The 17,805-nt window shown below is 55.6% G+C and carries 12 protein-coding genes; 6 read left to right on the top strand and 6 right to left on the bottom strand.

The features are described from left to right. The first annotated feature begins 468 nt into the window (after window positions 1-468). Entirely contained in the window at window positions 469-1,413 is a 945-nt protein-coding gene (gene mnmL, locus C3406_RS08245; protein WP_103824946.1) for a tRNA modification radical SAM protein MnmL/YtqA, read from the top strand. Here the strand turns inward: mnmL and C3406_RS08240 are convergent. Further along, on the bottom strand, window positions 1,390-2,892 hold the full coding sequence (locus C3406_RS08240; protein ID WP_103824985.1) for a helicase HerA-like C-terminal domain-containing protein: 1,503 nt from the start codon (window positions 2,890-2,892) through the stop codon (window positions 1,390-1,392). The genes mnmL and C3406_RS08240 overlap by 24 nt on opposite strands. Before the next feature lie 137 nt (window positions 2,893-3,029). Here C3406_RS08240 and C3406_RS08235 point away from each other — a divergent pair, with 137 nt between their 5' ends. Then, the gene (locus C3406_RS08235; RefSeq protein ID WP_103824945.1) at window positions 3,030-4,670 is read left to right on the top strand and encodes a dihydroxyacetone kinase subunit DhaK; all 1,641 of its coding nucleotides are present in this window, start codon (window positions 3,030-3,032) and stop codon (window positions 4,668-4,670) included. 86 nt (window positions 4,671-4,756) lie between these two features. Here the strand turns inward: C3406_RS08235 and ahr are convergent, their stop codons facing one another. Together ahr and C3406_RS08225 are read right to left on the bottom strand one after the other, a co-directional pair. Then, window positions 4,757-5,776: an NADPH-dependent aldehyde reductase Ahr gene (gene ahr / locus C3406_RS08230; protein WP_103824944.1), complete on the bottom strand. Its 1,020-nt coding sequence runs from the start codon at window positions 5,774-5,776 to the stop codon at window positions 4,757-4,759. Between the two features lie 82 nt (window positions 5,777-5,858). After that, window positions 5,859-6,362 (bottom strand): GNAT family N-acetyltransferase, encoded by a 504-nt coding sequence (locus C3406_RS08225; RefSeq protein ID WP_103824943.1) that lies wholly within the window; start codon window positions 6,360-6,362, stop codon window positions 5,859-5,861. Window positions 6,363-6,538: 176 nt separating this feature from the next. Between C3406_RS08225 and C3406_RS08220 the strand changes: the two genes are divergently transcribed. Beyond that, a complete protein-coding gene (locus C3406_RS08220; RefSeq protein ID WP_103824942.1) occupies window positions 6,539-7,714 on the top strand; it encodes a YjgN family protein in 1,176 nt (391 codons plus the stop codon). Window positions 7,715-7,778: 64 nt separating this feature from the next. On the opposite strand, the gene C3406_RS08215 is transcribed toward C3406_RS08220, so the two are convergent. The 3 genes from C3406_RS08215 to pepA form a co-directional block, all read right to left on the bottom strand. Continuing rightward, window positions 7,779-10,634: a valine--tRNA ligase gene (locus C3406_RS08215; protein WP_103824941.1), complete on the bottom strand. Its 2,856-nt coding sequence runs from the start codon at window positions 10,632-10,634 to the stop codon at window positions 7,779-7,781. Next, a complete protein-coding gene (holC, locus tag C3406_RS08210; protein WP_103177201.1) occupies window positions 10,634-11,077 on the bottom strand; it encodes a DNA polymerase III subunit chi in 444 nt (147 codons plus the stop codon). Before holC ends, C3406_RS08215 begins: the two co-directional genes overlap by 1 nt. Window positions 11,078-11,197: 120 nt before the next feature. Beyond that, window positions 11,198-12,709: a leucyl aminopeptidase gene (pepA, locus tag C3406_RS08205; RefSeq protein ID WP_103824940.1), complete on the bottom strand. Its 1,512-nt coding sequence runs from the start codon at window positions 12,707-12,709 to the stop codon at window positions 11,198-11,200. A 266-nt stretch (window positions 12,710-12,975) separates the two neighbouring features. Between pepA and lptF the strand changes: the two genes are divergently transcribed. From lptF to arcB, 3 genes are all read left to right on the top strand, one after another. After that, window positions 12,976-14,076: an LPS export ABC transporter permease LptF gene (lptF, locus tag C3406_RS08195; protein WP_103177199.1), complete on the top strand. Its 1,101-nt coding sequence runs from the start codon at window positions 12,976-12,978 to the stop codon at window positions 14,074-14,076. Next, window positions 14,076-15,158, top strand: a complete 1,083-nt coding sequence (gene lptG / locus C3406_RS08190) for an LPS export ABC transporter permease LptG (protein ID WP_103177198.1) — start codon at window positions 14,076-14,078, stop codon at window positions 15,156-15,158. Before lptF ends, lptG begins: the two co-directional genes overlap by 1 nt. A gap of 134 nt (window positions 15,159-15,292) precedes the next feature. Further along, on the top strand, window positions 15,293-17,626 hold the full coding sequence (arcB, locus tag C3406_RS08185) for an aerobic respiration two-component sensor histidine kinase ArcB (protein ID WP_103824939.1): 2,334 nt from the start codon (window positions 15,293-15,295) through the stop codon (window positions 17,624-17,626). Window positions 17,627-17,805: the final 179 nt, after the last annotated feature.

Raw genomic sequence — 17,805 nt, 5'->3', positions numbered from 1 at the left:
CTTCCAGCGGATTTCCAACTTATCGGGAATCTGTACACAGGTCAAATGGCAATCTTATTTATCCAAATATGTGCTAAGAGATGCTTAAATGTTTGATTTATTTAAATATTTAACTACTTTCATATCACTGTAACCTTGCTGTGGGCTTTTGGGGAGTGTGATCTGACTCACTATATGAAAGCGGTATTATCGCTGTAGCATGCTAAATAGTGCGATTTAAGCAGGATTAAATGCTGCTATGCCAAAAAAGCTCGCATGATGTCACTGTTTTTCAGCGAAGACGATATAAATGAAAAAAACCATCAGAACATAAGGAAAAGTAATTAAGCGGGCGATGAATGAAATTGCAATTATCCTGGTTAATTATTCAAAAAATAAAAGCGCACCGGGGCGATTGATCCAGGTCATCGCCGACGGCGGTTAAAAATGGCAGGCTTGTCCCCTTTCAACGGGGCGGTCTAACAGATTATGCAGTTACAGAAATTAGTCAATATGTTTGGTGGGGATCTTTCGCGCCGTTACGGGCAAAAGGTTCATAAGCTGTCGCTGCACGGGGGGTTTAGCTGCCCGAACCGCGACGGCACTATCGGACGCGGCGGCTGTACCTTCTGTAATGTGGCCTCTTTTGCTGACGAAGCGCAACAGCATCAGTCTATCGCTGCGCAGCTTGCCTATCAGTCGACGCGGGTTAACCGGGCGAAGCAGTATCTGGCCTATTTTCAGGCTTATACCAGCACCTGGGCTGAAGTGCAGGTGCTGCGATCGATGTATCAACAGGCGGTGAGCCAGGCGAATATCGTCGGGCTCTGCGTCGGTACACGCCCCGACTGCGTACCGGAAGCGGTACTCGATCTGCTCAGCGAATATAAAGAGCAGGGGTACGAGATCTGGCTGGAGCTGGGATTGCAGACCGCCCACGATAAAACCCTGCATCGCATCAACCGTGGTCATGATTTTGTCTGCTATCAGCGGACCACCCGGCTGGCGCGCGAGCGCGGGCTGAAGGTCTGTACCCATCTTATTGTCGGCCTGCCGGGAGAAGGGCAGCATCACGCGCTGGAAACCCTGCACAGGGTGGTAGAGACGGGCGTGGATGGCATCAAGTTGCACCCACTGCATATCGTCAGAGGCAGCATTATGGCGAAAGCGTGGGAAGCCGGGCGGCTGAACGGGATTGAGCTGGACGAGTATGTTCTCACCGCCGGGGAGATGATTCGCCATACACCACCGGAAGTGGTCTATCACCGCATCTCCGCCAGCGCCCGTCGTCCAACGCTACTGGCACCGCTGTGGTGTGAGAATCGCTGGACGGGGATGGTGGAGCTGGGCCGTTATCTGAACGAGCAGGGCGTGCAGGGCTCGGCGCTGGGTACACCCTGGGTGCCCACGCTATCTCCGGCGTCCGCCCAGTAAACTGCCCAGCACCCCGCGGATAATCTGATTCGTCACCTGACGTGCCGCGCTTTTCGCCATGGTTTGCACCACCCCGTCGCGTTTACCGCCGCGCGGCCCGGTGCTGCCAAACAGAATCTCTTTTAACCCGCCGAGAATGCCCTCATCGACCGCCACGGACTGGCCTTTAGCGGCTGGCACCTGCTGCTGCTCTGTGGTGGCCTGCACCCCTTTTTGCAGCATCTCAAACGCGGACTCCCGGTCCACCTGACCTTCATATTTACCGTAGACCGGGGAATGGTTGATCAGCCCGTTACGCTCGTCGTCGCTAATCGGCCCCATTCTGGAGTAGGGCGCAATGACCATCGCGCGCTCCACCATGGATGGGCTGCCTTTGGCATCCAGGAAAGAGATCAGCGCTTCGCCGGTGCCCAGCGCCTGAATGGCATCTTCCGTATCAAAGGCCGGATTGGCGCGCATGGTCTGCGCCGCGGCTTTGACCGCTTTCTGATCTTTCGGCGTAAAGGCGCGCAGGGCATGCTGGACGCGGTTACCCAGCTGGCCCAGGACGTTATCAGGAATATCGGCCGGGTTTTGCGAAACGAACCAGACGCCCACCCCTTTAGAGCGGATCAGGCGGATCACCTGCTCGATCTTATCCAGCAGCACCGGCGGCGCATCGTTGAACAGCAGATGGGCTTCGTCGAAGAAAAAGACCAGCTTCGGTTTGTCCAGATCGCCCGCTTCCGGCAGCTGTTCAAAGAGCTCTGAGAGCATCCAGAGCAGGCTGGCCGCGTAGAGCTTCGGCATCTGATAGAGCTTTTCCGCGCTCAGGATGTTGATAATGCCTTTGCCGTTGCTGTCGGTTCGCATCCAGTCTTTGATATCGAGCATCGGCTCGCCAAAGAAGTATTCGGCGCCCTGTTGTTCCAGGGTGAGTAAGCCGCGCTGAATGGCCCCGATGGAAGCCGAACTGATGTTGCCATACTGCGTCTGGAAGGCTTTTGCGTTATCGCCGATATATTGCGTGATGGCCCGCAGATCTTTGAAATCAAGCAGCAGCAGCCCCTGGTCGTCGGCAATGCGGAAGATAATGTTCAGCACGCCAGACTGCACCTCGTTCAGATCGAGCAGACGCGCCAGCAGCAGCGGGCCGAGATCGGAAACGGTCGCCCGTACCGGGTGGCCGCGCTCGCCAAAAATATCCCACGCCACCACCGGGTTGCTCTGCGGTTGCCAGTCGGTCACGCCAATATTCTTTAGCCGTTCGAGTAACTTATCCGATGCGGCTCCCTCTCGGGCAACGCCGCTGAGATCGCCTTTCACGTCAGCCATAAACACCGGCACGCCAATAGTGGAAAATGACTCGGCCAGCTTTTGCAACGTCACCGTTTTCCCCGTGCCCGTTGCACCGGTGATCAGACCATGACGGTTTGCCATCGCGGGCAGCAAAAACAGTTCTGTGTCCGGCGTCCGGGCAATCAGCAGGGGTGTACTCATGATGCGCATCCTCGTGGAATCCTGCGTGGAGTATAGGCAACCTGACGGCAAAATGAATGTGTCAGTTTCTTAGTTTGCAGCGCATTACGCAGCGCGGACTATGCTTTTGCATACGGTTAACAACATATTGGAAAGCTATGTCCAGATTCTTCTTTAACGACCGCAAACAGCTGGTGAATGATGCCATTGAAGGGATGCTGATCTCCGCCCCGCACGGCAATCTCGCCAGACTGGATATCGATCCGGCTATCCGCGTGGTGGTGCGCGCCGACTGGGATAAAAGTCGCGTGGCGGTGATATCCGGCGGGGGCTCCGGCCATGAACCGGCGCACGCGGGTTTTGTGGGTAAAGGGATGCTGACCGCGGCTGTCTGCGGCGATCTGTTTGCGTCCCCCAGCGTCGAGGCGGTGCTGAACGCCATTGTGGCCGTCACGGGCGATCGTGGCTGTCTGCTGATCGTCAAAAACTACACCGGGGATCGTCTCAACTTTGGCCTCGCGGCAGAAAAGGCTAAACGCTACGGGCTCAAAGTGGAGATGGTGATCGTGGCCGATGACATTGCCCTGCCGGATAACAAGCAGCCGCGCGGCATCGCCGGAACCGCGCTGGTGCATAAGGTAGCCGGGTATGCTGCCGAACAGGGCAAGTCGCTAAACGAGGTGCGCGATATGGCCCGCCAGGCCTGCGATAATCTCTGGAGCCTGGGTGTGGCCATGCAAACCTGCAACTTGCCGGGCAGCGACGATGAAGAGGGGCGCATCAAAAAAGGTCATGTCGAGCTGGGGCTGGGGATCCACGGCGAGCCCGGGGCATCGGTGGTGGAGACCCAAAACAGCAGGGAAATTATCGATACGCTGGTACAACCGCTGCTGGCGCAGGCGAGGGAGGGACGACTGGCGGTGCTTATCAATAACCTCGGCGGCGTGTCGGCCCTTGAGATGGCGCTGCTGACCAAAGAACTGGCGCATTCCGCCCTGAAGGATCAGATTGCGTATTTGATTGGCCCGGCGCCGCTGGTGAGCTCGCTGGACATGAAAGGCTTTTCGTTATCGCTGCTGAAGCTGAACGCGGCATTTGAGCAGGCGCTGAACGCCCCGGTGGAGACGCTGGGCTGGCAAAAGCCCGTCGCCTTTGCGCCGCTGCGTACGTTAACGCACACTCCGCTGCACGACAGCGTGGAGTTTACCCCATCGGCAAATGCACAGGTGGCGCAGCACGTCGCTGCGGTGGCGGAGCGGTTAATCGCCCTGGAAAACCGCCTTAACGCCCTGGACGCGAAAGTGGGTGATGGCGATACCGGTTCGACCTTTGCGCAAGGCGCGCGGGACATTGCGCAATGGCTGGAAGAGGATCGCCTGCCGCTGAACGATCTGCCGCAGCTGTTGCTGCTGGTGGGTGAGCGGCTGGCGACGGTGATGGGCGGTTCAAGCGGGGTGTTGATGTCGATCTTCTTTACCGCCGCCGGGGAGGGGCTGCGTAGCGGTAAGCCCCTGCCGGATGCCTTGCTGACCGGGCTTGCGCAAATGAAGCACTATGGCGGTGCCGAGCTGGGGGATCGCACGCTGATTGATGCGCTGCAGCCCGCGCTGGAAGCGTGGCAGAAAGAGGGGCTTCAGGCTGCCGTCAGGGCGGCAAAAGAGGGGGCAGATGCCACGACGAGCATGGGCAAAGCCGGGGCAGGGCGTTCATCGTATGTGAATAAGGAGAATCTGCAGGGTGTTGCCGATCCTGGCGCGGTTGCGGTGGCCGAGGTGTTTGCGGCTCTGGTGCGATTGTAGAGAAACGCCCGGTGGCGCTACGCTTACCGGGCCTACAAAGCACATGTAGGCCGGGTAAGGCGTAGCCGCCACCCGGCACATTCACGTCAAAAATCCGCTTTTAGCACTACACGGTAACGGGCTTTGCCGTCACGGACATGCTGGATCGCTTCGTTGATTTTCGACATCGGGTACATCTCGATGGTCGGCGCGACTCCGGTGCGGCCGGCAAACTTCATCAGTTTGCGCAGCTCGTACGGTGTGCCGGTTGCGGAACCGGAGATGCTACGGTCGCCACCGATCAGCGTAAAGGCGGGAACCGGGAGCGGCTTCAGCACGGCACCGACGGTATGGAAGTTTCCGCCATAGGCCAGCGCTTCAAAGTAGGGCTGCCAGTCGAGATCGACATTTACGGTGTTGATGATCAGATCGAACTGCCCCGCCAGGGCGGTCAGCGCCTCGGGATCGCGGCTGTTGACCACTTTGTCAGCACCCATCGCCAGCACTTCCTGCTCTTTGGCCGGGTTTGAGCTAAAGGCGGTCACTTCACAGCCCATCGCATGCAGCAGCTTAATGGCAATATGGCCCAGACCACCGATGCCAATCACCCCTACGCGACTGGTGGCGGTGACGTGGTGCATCAGCAGCGGTTTGAAAACCGTGATACCGCCGCACAGCAGCGGACCCGCAGATTCAATATCCATCTGCTCAGGGAGAGGAATGACCCACTGCCAGTCGGCGCGCAGTTTGTCGGCGAAACCGCCGTTGTTCAGGATGGTGGGTGTGGCCCCTTCCAGACAGTTGATCTGGTTGCCGCTGATACAGGCATCACAGTGACCACAGCTACGGGCTGTCCAGCCAATGCCCACGCGCTGACCAATTTTCAGCCCTTTATCCTGCGCGGCATCGCCCAGGGCAACAACGCGCCCGATCACTTCGTGACCGGCAATCAGCGGGTATTGTGAAAAGCCCCATTCGTTATCGATCATCGACAGGTCGGAATGGCAAATGCCGCAGTAATCCACCTGCACTTCGACGTCTTCTGCTTTCAGCTCGCCCGCATCGTATTCGTACAGCTCAAGCTCTGCACCCGCCTGCGGTGCGGCGTAGCTTTTTATCTTTGACATCAGTTTTCCCCTTCGTGGTGTTGAACTGAGAGTGTAGAGCATTCAGTTTACAACCGCTTAACAGAAGGGGGCAGGAGAGAGGTTACAGCGTTTTCAGCATTCGCACTTCGCAATCAACATGGCCGGTACAGCCCAGGGGCTGGTCGATATGCTCAAAGCCGAGATGCTCGTACAGCCTGATGGCTTCGGTCAGGAAGGCAGTGGTTTCAAGATAGCAGCGTTTAAACCCTTGAGCGCGGGCGTGATCCATCGCCAGTAACGCCAGTTTTTTCGCCAGGCCTTGTCCACGGACAACGGGCAGGAAATACATCTTTTGCAGCTCGCAGATATCGGGTTCGCTGCAAACTAATGGCGCAACCCCACCTCCACCTACGACCTGACCCTCTTGCTCAACCACCCAATAGGCTGCACCCGGCTGGCTGTACAGCTGAAAAAGTTCATCCAGATTAGGGTCGGCCACGGTGTAGCCTTTATCGGCGGTCAGGCCATATTCTGCGGAAACCTGACGGATAACAGCGGCTATCGCGGCATTATCCTGCGCAGAGAGGCGGCGTAGTGAGGCGGTCTTTGGCGCAACAAGATTCATAAATAACTCAATTTCAATTCAGAAAACTATACGTTTCTTTAATACCACTATTTTTTTAATGGCGCAAGGTACGTGTTTAATGCATTGCTGACGAAACGGAAATCAATATATCCTTTTGTTTGTTCGAGCAAGGCTGGGTTTTTATTTGTTATTAAAAATACAAGGGCGATATATTTATGAGTGCACTATTAGGGCAACATAATAACACGCAACATTTTATATTTCATGGGCAGGTTAAACCCTATTTTATTATCTGTTTAGTTAATGTCATTTTATCGATTATTACATTCGGCATATTTATTCCCTGGGCGTTGGTGCGTACGCGGCGCTATATCTGTGAGAACATGGAGCTAAAAGGGGCGCGTTTTGCCTACAGGGCGCGTGGCGGCACGATCCTGCTCAGTTGGCTTTTCATCCTGGTCGTGTTAACGCTGGTATCGCTGGCGCAACTCTTCATTATCCCGGATGCCGAAGGTGTCGGTACGCTGCTTTTTATCTTGCTGGCTCTGCCGTTTATGATCGTAAAGGGGATCAGCTATCACCTCATGATGACGTCACTCAATTCCATCCATTTTAATTTTCAAACGTCTGCACTTCGTGCATGGTGGGTGATGATTGGGCTGCCCGTGGTGATGGCCGCGCTGGTGACGGTGATGTTGAGTCTGATTGTCAGGGATCCAATGAGTCTCAGCGATATGCTATTTCGCGCCGCTGTGGTATTGCTGCTCATTTTTGTGGCAAGCAGTGTCATTTACGGCCTCGTTTATAGCCATTTAATGGAGTTAATAGGGAATGGTCTCTCATTTGGCGCAAATACATTCAGCATTTTGATTAGTAGCAAACGTTGCATCATTATTTTCTTATGGGCCGCGGCAATAATGATCCCCTTTATTTTATTCATTATCTGGGTACTGGTTTCCCTTTTTTCCGGGATGATGACGAGCTGTATGCTGGGTATATGCAATGGCAGTACAGCGGAGAGATATATATTGACAAATTCAGGCTGGGTTGTTTTTTGCTATCTCGTTCTGGGGATCGGCGCCGTTTTATCGAAGGCGTATCTTTGGGGCGCTTTACGTAATCTTGCCATGAATAATCTGGTACTGGGGGAAAGCATTCGATTCCGCTCTACGCTGACATTCTCTGGAATGGCTCCGCGCCTTTTAGGTTTAGTTTTCCTGTCGGCTATAACGCTGGGGCTGGCTTATCCATGGGCAAAAATTGGTTTATTACGTTATCTGGCTGAGAATACTGCTGTTGTTGGCGATCTGGATAGTGTGTCTACTGACATTGAAGAGAGCCAGCCGGAACCCAATGTAACGACTCGTTTGTGCAGTGGTTTCGTTATGTAAAATAGAAACTGAATAAAAAAAGCCGGAGCGTACTCCGGCTTTTTTGTTCCGTCTGTATGTGCGATTAGAGCGCGGCGATCACCGCCTGCTGCTCAATCAGCTTCGCTTTCGCTTGTGCATAACCGTTCAGCTTTTCACGCTCTTTGGCGATCACCGCTTCCGGGGCACGGGCAACGAAGCCTTCATTGGACAGTTTGCTTTCGATACGGCCAATTTCATCGTCAACTTTAGCCACTTCTTTCGCCAGACGTGCCAGCTCTGCATCTTTGTCAATCAGGCCCGCCATCGGGATCAGCAGCTCGGCGCCATCGATGATTTTGGTCACGGAGACCGGACCTTTATCATCGGCTGGCAGTACGGTGATGCTCTCCAGACGCGCCATGGTCTGCAGGAAGGTGCTGTTCTCGGTCACGCGACGCTGTGCCGCTTCGCTGCAACCGCGCAGTAACAGCGCCAGTGGTTTGCCCGGGGCGATGTTCATTTCGGCACGGATATTACGCACCGCAATGATTGCCTGCTTCAGCCATTCAGTATCGGATGCGGCGGCTTCATCAATCTGCGTGGCATCGAAGGACGGGAACGGCTGCAACATGATGGTATCGGCATTGATACCGGCAATGACCTTCACACGCTGCCAGATGGTTTCGGTGATGAACGGGATGATCGGGTGCGCCAGGCGCAGCAGACCTTCCAGAACGGTAATCAGCGTATGGCGCGTGCCGCGCAGTTCCGCTTCAGTGCCGCCGTTCATGACCGGCTTGGTCAGCTCCAGGTACCAGTCGCAGAACTGGTTCCAGGTGAATTCGTACAGAATGCCTGCCGCAATATCGAAGCGATAGTTATCCAGCGCCTCGCGGAACGCTTTAATGGTCTGGTTGAATTCAGCCAGGATCCAGCGGTCTGCCAGGGACAGGGTCATTTCGCCGCCGTTAAAGCCGCAATCCTGATCCTCGGTGTTCATCAGCACAAAGCGGCTGGCGTTCCACAGCTTGTTACAGAAGTTACGGTAACCTTCCAGACGCTTCATGTCCCAGTTAATGTCACGGCCAGTAGAGGCCAGCGCCGCTAGGGTGAAACGCAGGGCGTCGGTACCGTGCGGCTCAATGCCGTTCGGGAACTGCTTCTCGGTGCGCTTGCGGATCTTCTCAGCCAGCTGCGGCTGCATCATGTTGCCGGTACGTTTTTCCAGCAGTTCTTCCAGAGAGATACCGTCAACCATATCCAGTGGGTCAATAACGTTACCCTTGGACTTGGACATCTTCTGGCCTTCGTCGTCACGAATCAGACCGGTCATATAGACGGTATGGAACGGAACCTGCGGCTTGCCGTTTTCATCTTTGATGAAGTGCATGGTCATCATGATCATGCGGGCGATCCAGAAGAAGATAATGTCGAAGCCGGAGACCATCACGCTGGTTGGGTGGAACTGACGCAGCGCATCGGTGTTTTCTGGCCAGCCGAGGGTGGAGAAGGTCCACAGCGCGGAGGAGAACCAGGTGTCCAGTACGTCTTCGTCCTGACGCAGGGCAACGTCCGCGCTCAGGTTGTTTTCCTGACGCACTTCGTCTTCAGTACGGCCAACGTAGACATTGCCTTCGTTGTCATACCATGCCGGGATACGGTGACCCCACCACAGCTGACGGGAGATACACCAGTCCTGAATATCGCGCATCCAGGAGAAGTACATGTTTTCGTACTGCTTCGGTACGAACTGGATGTCGCCGTTTTCGACCGCTTCAACCGCCGGTTTCGCCAGCACGTCAGCACGGACGTACCACTGGTCGGTCAGCATCGGCTCGATCACCACGCCGCCACGGTCGCCATAGGGGACAGTCAGGTCGTGCGGCTTGATTTCGTCCAGCAGGCCCAGGGCGTCGACAGCGGCAACGATCGCTTTACGCGCGGCGAAGCGCTCCAGCTTCTGGAACTCAGCCGGAATGTCGCTTGAGTAAACGTCAGATTCGTTGCCTTTGGTGTCATACACTTCTGCGCTTTCACGGATATCGCCGTCAAAGGTCAGAATGTTGATCATTGGCAGGGCGTGACGACGACCCACTTCGTAGTCGTTAAAGTCGTGTGCCGGGGTGATCTTCACGCAGCCGGTACCTTTTTCCATGTCGGCGTGTTCGTCGCCCACAATTGGAATACGGCGGTTCACTAGCGGCAGCACCACAAATTTACCAATCAGATCTTTGTAACGCGGATCTTCCGGGTTAACGGCCACGCCGGTATCGCCCAGCAGGGTTTCTGGTCGGGTGGTGGCGACAATCAGGTAATCTTTACCGTCTGCGGTTTTTGCGCCGTCGGCCAGCGGATAGCGGATGTGCCACATGGAGCCTTTCGACTCGCGGTTTTCCACTTCCAGGTCAGAGATGGCGGTGCGCAGTTTCGGGTCCCAGTTTACCAGGCGCTTGCCACGGTAAATCAGGTCTTCTTTATACAGACGGACGAACACTTCTTTAACGGCATTGGAAAGACCTTCGTCCATGGTGAAGCGCTCGCGCTCCCAGTCCACGGAGTTGCCGAGACGGCGCATCTGACGGGTAATGGTGCCGCCAGATTCCGCTTTCCACTGCCAGATTTTGTCGATAAAGGCGTCGCGGCCATAGTCGTGACGGGTTTTACCTTCTTCAGCGGCAATCTTACGCTCAACCACCATCTGGGTAGCGATACCCGCGTGGTCAGTACCGGCCTGCCACAGGGTGTTTTTGCCCTGCATGCGCTGGTAACGGATCATGGTATCCATGATGGTCTGCTGGAAGGCATGCCCCATATGCAAACTGCCGGTGACGTTCGGCGGCGGGATCATGATGCAGAAGGACTCTTTGCTTTCATCGCCGTTAGGCTTGAAATAGCCCTGCTGTTCCCAGTGCTCGTAAAGCGGCTGTTCGATATCGCGTGGGTTATATGTCTTTTCCATTATTTCCAGGTTGCCGTATTCAGGTTAAAACCAGCCAGGCGGTACGCTTTATAGCGTTCGCGCGCCAGTTGTTTCAGGGAATCTTCGTGAGGGACAAAGTCTATCACTTCTGTGAAAGCGGTGGCAAAATCTGCAAAGCCGCTGCGCAGGCTAATCAGAATATCGCGTGGACTGCTGTTACGCTTTTGCGGCCAGGCGATCTCCACCGGCGCACCGCCGCGCGGTCCTTCTCCCGCCAGATTATGCGGAACAAAACTTTCCGGCGGTCGTGCCCACAGCGCTTCATCCAGACGGATGGCCTGCTGCTCATCTTCGCAGGCAATCAGCACGCGAAGACCCGCGCGCCAACGTTCTGCGGCAATGTCACACACCAGTTGTTCAACGGCGCTTAAGCCATCCTGTTGGGTGTCATTGTCCAGAAGATAGAACGTTGCGTTTTTCATATATGGGGTTTCTTGTGGTGACTTTAAATGCTTAAGCCCGGTGGCGCTACGCTTACCGGGCCTACGGTTTACTGCCGTTTGTAGGCCGGGTAAGGCGACGCCGCCACCCGGCATTTACCCTTACTCGTCGCCGTTAAAACCGGCGCGATTGAGCAGGAACTGCGACAGCAGAGCCACTGGACGGCCAGTTGCGCCTTTGGCTTTACCGGAGCGCCATGCGGTGCCCGCGATATCCAGGTGTGCCCAATTGTACTTGCGGGTAAAGCGCGACAGGAAGCAGCCCGCGGTGATAGCACCGCCAGGACGACCGCCGATATTCGCCATATCCGCAAAGTTAGACTCCAGCTGCTCCTGATACTCATCGCCCAGCGGCAGACGCCATGCACGATCGCCCGCCTGCTCGGAGGCACCAATCAGCTCATGCGCCAGCGGGTTGTGGTTCGACATCAGGCCGGTGATGTGGTGACCCAAGGCAATCACGCAGGCGCCGGTCAGGGTTGCTACGTCGATAACCGCTTCCGGATCGAAGCGCTCAACGTAGGTCAGCACGTCGCACAGTACCAGACGGCCTTCGGCGTCGGTGTTCAGGACTTCAACGGTCTGCCCGGACATGGTGGTAAGGACGTCACCTGGACGATAGGCGCGACCACCCGGCATGTTTTCACAGCCCGCCAGCACGCCAATCACGTTGATTGGCAGTTGCAGCTCGGCCACCATGCGCATTACGCCGTAAACCGCCGCCGCGCCGCACATGTCGTACTTCATCTCGTCCATGCCTTCGGCAGGCTTGATGGAGATACCGCCGGAGTCGAAGGTCAGGCCTTTACCCACCAGCACAATCGGACGTACGTCTTCTGCCGGGTTGCCTTTGTACTCAATGACCGACATCAGGGATTCATTTTGTGAACCGTTGCCGACGGCGAGGTAGGAGTGCATCCCCAGCTCTTTCATCTGCTGTTCGCCAATCACGCGGGTGACAACATTTTTGCTGTAGGAGTCAGCCAGCTGACGCGCCTGTGACGCAAGGTAGCCCGCGTTACAGATGTTAGGCGGCATATTGCCCAGGTCTTTCGCGGCCTTGATACCGGCTGCAATAGCCAGGCCATGCTGAATAGCGCGTTCACCGCTGGTCAGCTCGCGACGGGTCGGGACGTTAAAGACCATCTTACGCAGCGGACGACGCGGTTCGCTTTTAGTGGTTTTCAGCTGATCGAAGCTGTAAAGGGTCTCTTTGGCTGTCTCAACCGCCTGGCGTACTTTCCAGTAGGTATTGCGGCCTTTGACGTGCAGTTCGGTCAGGAAGCAGACGGCCTCCATTGAGCCAGTATCATTCAGCGTATTGATCGTTTTCTGAATGACCTGTTTGTACTGGCGCTCGTCCAGCTCACGCTCCTTGCCACAGCCAATCAGCAGGATGCGCTCGGAGAGGACGTTAGGCACATGATGCAGCAGCAATGTCTGGCCCGGCTTGCCTTCCAGCTCGCCGCGACGCAGCAGGGCGCTAATGTAGCCGTCACTGATCTTATCGAGTTGTTCGGCGATTGGAGAGAGTCTGCGGGGTTCAAACACGCCGACAACGATGCAGGCACTCCGCTGTTTCTCCGGGCTACCGCTTTTTACACTGAACTCCATGAACTACGCTCCTGAATCTTAAAGACAACAGCGGCAGCTACGGATAGAATTGAAACCTTTCGTAACTCGTACCCGCTGTTGCGGTGACTTCGTGTTAATCTTACGTTATTACGGTTTCGGCACGTCATAATAACTCCTGAAGCGCGAATCCGTCGGGTGTTCTAATCTTAGCGATGATTTCGACGACTCAAGAGAATAAATGACGTTTAAGCCATGAAACAAGCGATTTTCCTGCAAAGAGACGGGTTTTTACGGGCGTATTTAATGTGATAATCATAAGATATCTGGTGCGGGAGACGCTCAAAAGCCAGCTGGCGATACTCTTCATACTGCTTCTGATCTTTTTCTGTCAGAAACTGGTAAGGATCCTCGGCGCGGCTGTTGATGGCGAAATTCCCACAAATCTGGTGCTTTCTCTGCTTGGGCTGGGCGTGCCTGAAATGGCGCAGCTTATCCTGCCACTTAGCCTTTTCCTCGGACTGCTGATGACGCTCGGTAAACTCTATACCGAAAGTGAAATCACCGTCATGCATGCGTGCGGTCTGAGCAAAGCGGTTCTGGTTAAAGCCGCTATGCTCCTGGCGTTATTCACCGGCATCGTGGCCGCCGTAAACGTCATGTGGGCCGGTCCGGTCTCTTCTCGTCATCAGGATGAAGTGCTGGCGGAGGCGAAAGCCAACCCCGGTATGGCCGCGCTGGCCCAGGGGCAGTTCCAGCAGGCAACGGATGGTAACTCCGTGCTGTTTATCGAAAGCGTGGATGGCAACCGCTTTAACGATGTATTCCTCGCGCAAATCCGTCCCAAGGGCAATGCCCGTCCCTCTGTTGTAGTGGCCGATTCCGGTCAGCTGGCGCAGGGGAAAGACGGTTCGCAGATTGTGACGCTGAACAAAGGCACCCGCTTTGAAGGCACGGCGCTGCTGCGTGATTTCCGCATCACTGACTTCCAGAACTATCAGGCAATTATTGGTCATCAGGCGGTTGCGCTGGATCCCAGCGATACCGAGCAGATGGACATGCGCACGTTGATCAATACCGATACCAATCGCGCCCGCGCGGAGCTGCACTGGCGAATCACGCTGGTGTTTACCGTCTTTATGATGGCGTTGATGGTGGTGCCGCTTAGCGTGGTAAACCCACGTCAGGGACGGGTGCTCTCCATGCTGCCCGCCATGCTGCTTTATCTGGTGTTCTTCCTGCTGCAAACGTCGATCAAATCGAACGGCGGCAAAGGAAAAATTGACCCGGTTATCTGGACCTGGGTAATTAACGGACTCTATCTGCTGTTGGCCGTTGCCCTCAACCTGTGGGACACCGTGCCGATGCGCCGCGTGCGGGCCCGGTTTATGCGTAAAGGAGCGGTGTAATGCAGGCGTTTGGCGTTCTTGACCGCTATATCGGTAAAACCATTTTCACCACCATCATGATGACCTTATTCATGCTGGTGTCGCTCTCCGGCATCATCAAGTTTGTGGACCAGCTGAAAAAGGCCGGGCAGGGGAGCTACGATGCCATGGGCGCGGGCATGTATACCCTGCTCAGCATTCCAAAAGATGTGCAAATCTTCTTCCCGATGGCGGCGCTGTTAGGGGCGTTGCTGGGGCTGGGGATGCTGGCGCAGCGCAGTGAGCTGGTGGTCATGCAGGCCTCCGGCTTTACCCGTATGCAGGTGGCGCTCTCCGTCATGAAAACGGCCATCCCGCTGGTATTGCTGACCATGGCGATGGGGGAGTGGGTTGCGCCACAGGGAGAACAGATGGCGCGTAACTACCGCGCGCAAATGATGTATGGCGGCTCGTTGCTCTCTACCCAGCAGGGGCTGTGGGCGAAAGATGGCAATAACTTTGTCTACATCGAACGCGTCACGGGCGATAACTCCCTCGGCGGTGTGAGCATTTACAGCTTTAACGATCAGCGTCGTCTGCAGGCGGTGCGTTACGCCGCGTCGGCCACGTTTGATACTGATAACAAGGTCTGGCGTCTGTCGCAGGTAGATGAATCAAACCTGCAGGATCCAAAACAGATCACCGGGTCACAAACGGTCTCTGGTACCTGGAAAACCAACCTGACGCCGGATAAGCTCGGGGTGGTTGCGCTGGATCCGGATGCTCTCTCCATCAGCGGCCTGTACAACTACGTGAAGTACCTGAAATCGAGCGGCCAGGATTCCGGACGTTATCAGCTCAACATGTGGAGCAAGGTCTTCCAGCCGCTCTCGGTGGCGGTGATGATGCTGATGGCATTGTCGTTTATCTTTGGCCCGCTACGTAGCGTCCCGATGGGGGTGCGTGTCGTGACAGGTATCAGCTTCGGTTTTGTCTTCTACGTTCTGGACCAAATCTTCGGCCCGCTGACGCTGGTGTACGGTATACCGCCGGTGATTGGCGCGCTGCTACCGAGCGCCTCCTTCTTCGTGATCAGCCTCTGGCTGCTGCTGAAGCGCTCGTAATCCCTCCCGCCTCACTTCCCTGCTTGGGAAGTGAGGCGCATCGCCTGTTTTACCCCTCACTTTTTTGCACAACCTTCAACGTCTTGCCTGGAATTTGAGTATTATTGTGCGATGACGTCGTGAAGAGATCCCTTATGAAGCAAATTCGGTTACTGGCGCAATACTATGTCGATCTGATGATGAAGCTTGGCCTGGTGCGCTTCTCCCTGTTGCTGGCGCTGGCGCTGGTGGTGCTGGCGATTGTGGTACAGATGGCCATTACCATGGTGCTCCACGGCCAGGTTGAGAGTATCGACCTTATACGTTCCATTTTCTTTGGCCTGCTGATTACGCCCTGGGCGGTCTATTTCCTCTCGGTGGTGGTTGAGCAGCTGGAGGAGTCCCGCCAGCGGCTGACCCGGCTGGTGGAAAAGCTGGAAGAGATGCGCGAGCGCGATCTGAAGCTCAACGTGCAGCTAAAAGACAACATCGCTCAGCTGAACCAGGAGATCTCAGATCGTGAAAAAGCGGAGGCTGAGCGCCAGACTACGCTGGAACAGCTGAAAATCGAAATGAAAGAGCGTGAACAGACGCAGATCCAGCTTGAACAGCAGTCTTCGTTCCTGCGCTCTTTCCTTGATGCCTCCCCGGACCTGGTTTTCTACCGCAATGAGGATAAAGAGTTTTCCGGCTGTAACCGGGCGATGGAGTTACTGACCGGTAAGAGCGAAAAACAGCTTATCAATCTGCGCCCGCAGGATGTCTACTCTCCGGAGGCGGCAGCCAAAGTTATCGAAACCGATGAGAAGGTGTTCCGTCACAACGTCTCCCTGACCTACGAGCAGTGGCTCGACTACCCGGACGGGCGCAAAGCCTGCTTCGAAATCCGTAAAGTGCCGTACTACGACCGCGTCGGGAAACGCCACGGGCTGATGGGCTTCGGGCGTGATATTACCGAGCGTAAGCGCTACCAGGATGCGCTGGAGCGCGCCAGCCGGGATAAAACGACCTTTATCTCCACCATCAGCCATGAACTGCGTACTCCGCTTAACGGTATCGTCGGGTTAAGCCGCATTCTGCTCGACACCGAACTGACGGCCGAGCAGGAGAAATATCTTAAAACCATCCATGTCTCGGCGGTCACGCTCGGCAATATCTTCAACGATATTATTGATATGGATAAGATGGAGCGGCGCAAAGTCCAACTGGATAACCAGCCGGTGGACTTCACCAGCTTCCTGGCCGATCTGGAAAACCTCTCTGGTCTGCAGGCGCAGCAGAAAGGGCTACGCTTTGTGATGGAGCCAACCCTGCCGCTGCCGCATAAGGTGGTGACCGACGGTACGCGCCTGCGCCAGATCCTGTGGAACTTAATCAGTAACGCGGTCAAATTCACCCAGAGTGGTCAGGTGGCGGTTCGCGTGCGCTACGGCGAGGGGGAGATGCTGCACTTCGAGGTGGAAGATTCCGGGATCGGGATCCCGCAGGAGGAGCAGGACAAAATCTTCGCCATGTATTACCAGGTTAAAGACAGCCACGGGGGCAAACCCGCTACCGGGACCGGCATCGGTCTGGCGGTATCGCGCCGTCTGGCGAAGAGCATGGGCGGTGATATCACGGTGACCAGCAACCCTGGGCACGGCTCTGTCTTTAAACTCAGCGTTCGGGCCCCGGCAGTGGCGGAAGAGGTCGAAGACACCTTTGCCCATGACGATATGCCGCTGCCTGCCCTGCATGTGCTGCTGGTGGAAGATATCGAGCTGAACGTGATTGTCGCGCGCTCGGTGCTGGAGAAACTGGGCAGCAGCGTGGACGTCGCCATGACCGGTAAAGCCGCGCTGGAGATGTTCACGCCGGGCGAATATGACCTGGTGCTGCTGGACATTCAGTTGCCGGACATGACCGGGCTGGATATCTCGCGCGAGCTGACGAGCCGTTACGCCAGCGACGAACTGCCGCCGCTGGTGGCGCTGACCGCCAACGTGCTGAAAGACAAAAAAGAGTACCTGGATGCTGGTATGGACGATGTACTGAGCAAACCGCTGGCGGTACCCGCCTTAACCGCCATGATCAAGAAGTTCTGGGACACCTGTGACGAAGAGGAGAGCACCATGACGAAGGTAGATACAGAGAAAGCGCAGTCTTTGCTGGATATCGACATGCTCGAGCAGTACATCGATCTGGTTGGTCCGAAGTTGATTACCGATGGCCTGGCGATTTTCGAGAAGATGATGCCGGGCTATTTAAACGTGCTTGAGTCAAACCTGACGGCGCGGGATAAGAAAGGCATCGTTGAAGAAGGCCACAAAATCAAAGGAGCGGCTGGATCGGTGGGTTTGCGTCATCTGCAGCAGCTTGGTCAGCAGATTCAGTCTCCGGATTTACCCGCGTGGGAAGATAACGTGGGTGAATGGGTTGAGGAGATGAAGCAGGAGTGGCAGAACGATGTGGCCGTGCTGAAAGCCTGGGTGGAGAGCAGAAAAAAATGACCCCGGTAGACCGGGGTGCGCGAATACTGCGCCAACACCAGGGAAATCTTGGCTGCGCCTGAATAAAAATAGTTTTTTTCGTAAATGGCGTAGCCGGAAACTTTAGGCTGCACGCAGTTAAGATAGCAAATCTTAAATACGTTGTTACATGAATCAGTTAAATGTGTGAAGCATACCGT

The sequence above is a fragment of the Leclercia sp. LSNIH8 genome, from assembly GCF_002920195.1.
Classification (GTDB): Bacteria; Pseudomonadota; Gammaproteobacteria; order Enterobacterales; family Enterobacteriaceae; genus Enterobacter.
The sequence above is the reverse complement of the archived record's forward strand: the minus strand, read 5'-3'. Positions and strand labels throughout refer to the sequence as shown.

Coding starts and splice junctions, on each gene's coding strand:
- C3406_RS08220 (WP_103824942.1), top strand. CDS start 6,539: ATGAGTGCACTATTAGGGCAACATAATAACACGCAACATTTTATATTT.
- ahr (WP_103824944.1), bottom strand. CDS start 5,776: ATGTCAAAGATAAAAAGCTACGCCGCACCGCAGGCGGGTGCAGAGCTT.
- pepA (WP_103824940.1), bottom strand. CDS start 12,709: ATGGAGTTCAGTGTAAAAAGCGGTAGCCCGGAGAAACAGCGGAGTGCC.
- C3406_RS08235 (WP_103824945.1), top strand. CDS start 3,030: ATGTCCAGATTCTTCTTTAACGACCGCAAACAGCTGGTGAATGATGCC.
- C3406_RS08215 (WP_103824941.1), bottom strand. CDS start 10,634: ATGGAAAAGACATATAACCCACGCGATATCGAACAGCCGCTTTACGAG.
- lptG (WP_103177198.1), top strand. CDS start 14,076: ATGCAGGCGTTTGGCGTTCTTGACCGCTATATCGGTAAAACCATTTTC.
- mnmL (WP_103824946.1), top strand. CDS start 469: ATGCAGTTACAGAAATTAGTCAATATGTTTGGTGGGGATCTTTCGCGC.
- C3406_RS08225 (WP_103824943.1), bottom strand. CDS start 6,362: ATGAATCTTGTTGCGCCAAAGACCGCCTCACTACGCCGCCTCTCTGCG.
- C3406_RS08240 (WP_103824985.1), bottom strand. CDS start 2,892: ATGAGTACACCCCTGCTGATTGCCCGGACGCCGGACACAGAACTGTTT.
- holC (WP_103177201.1), bottom strand. CDS start 11,077: ATGAAAAACGCAACGTTCTATCTTCTGGACAATGACACCCAACAGGAT.
- arcB (WP_103824939.1), top strand. CDS start 15,293: ATGAAGCAAATTCGGTTACTGGCGCAATACTATGTCGATCTGATGATG.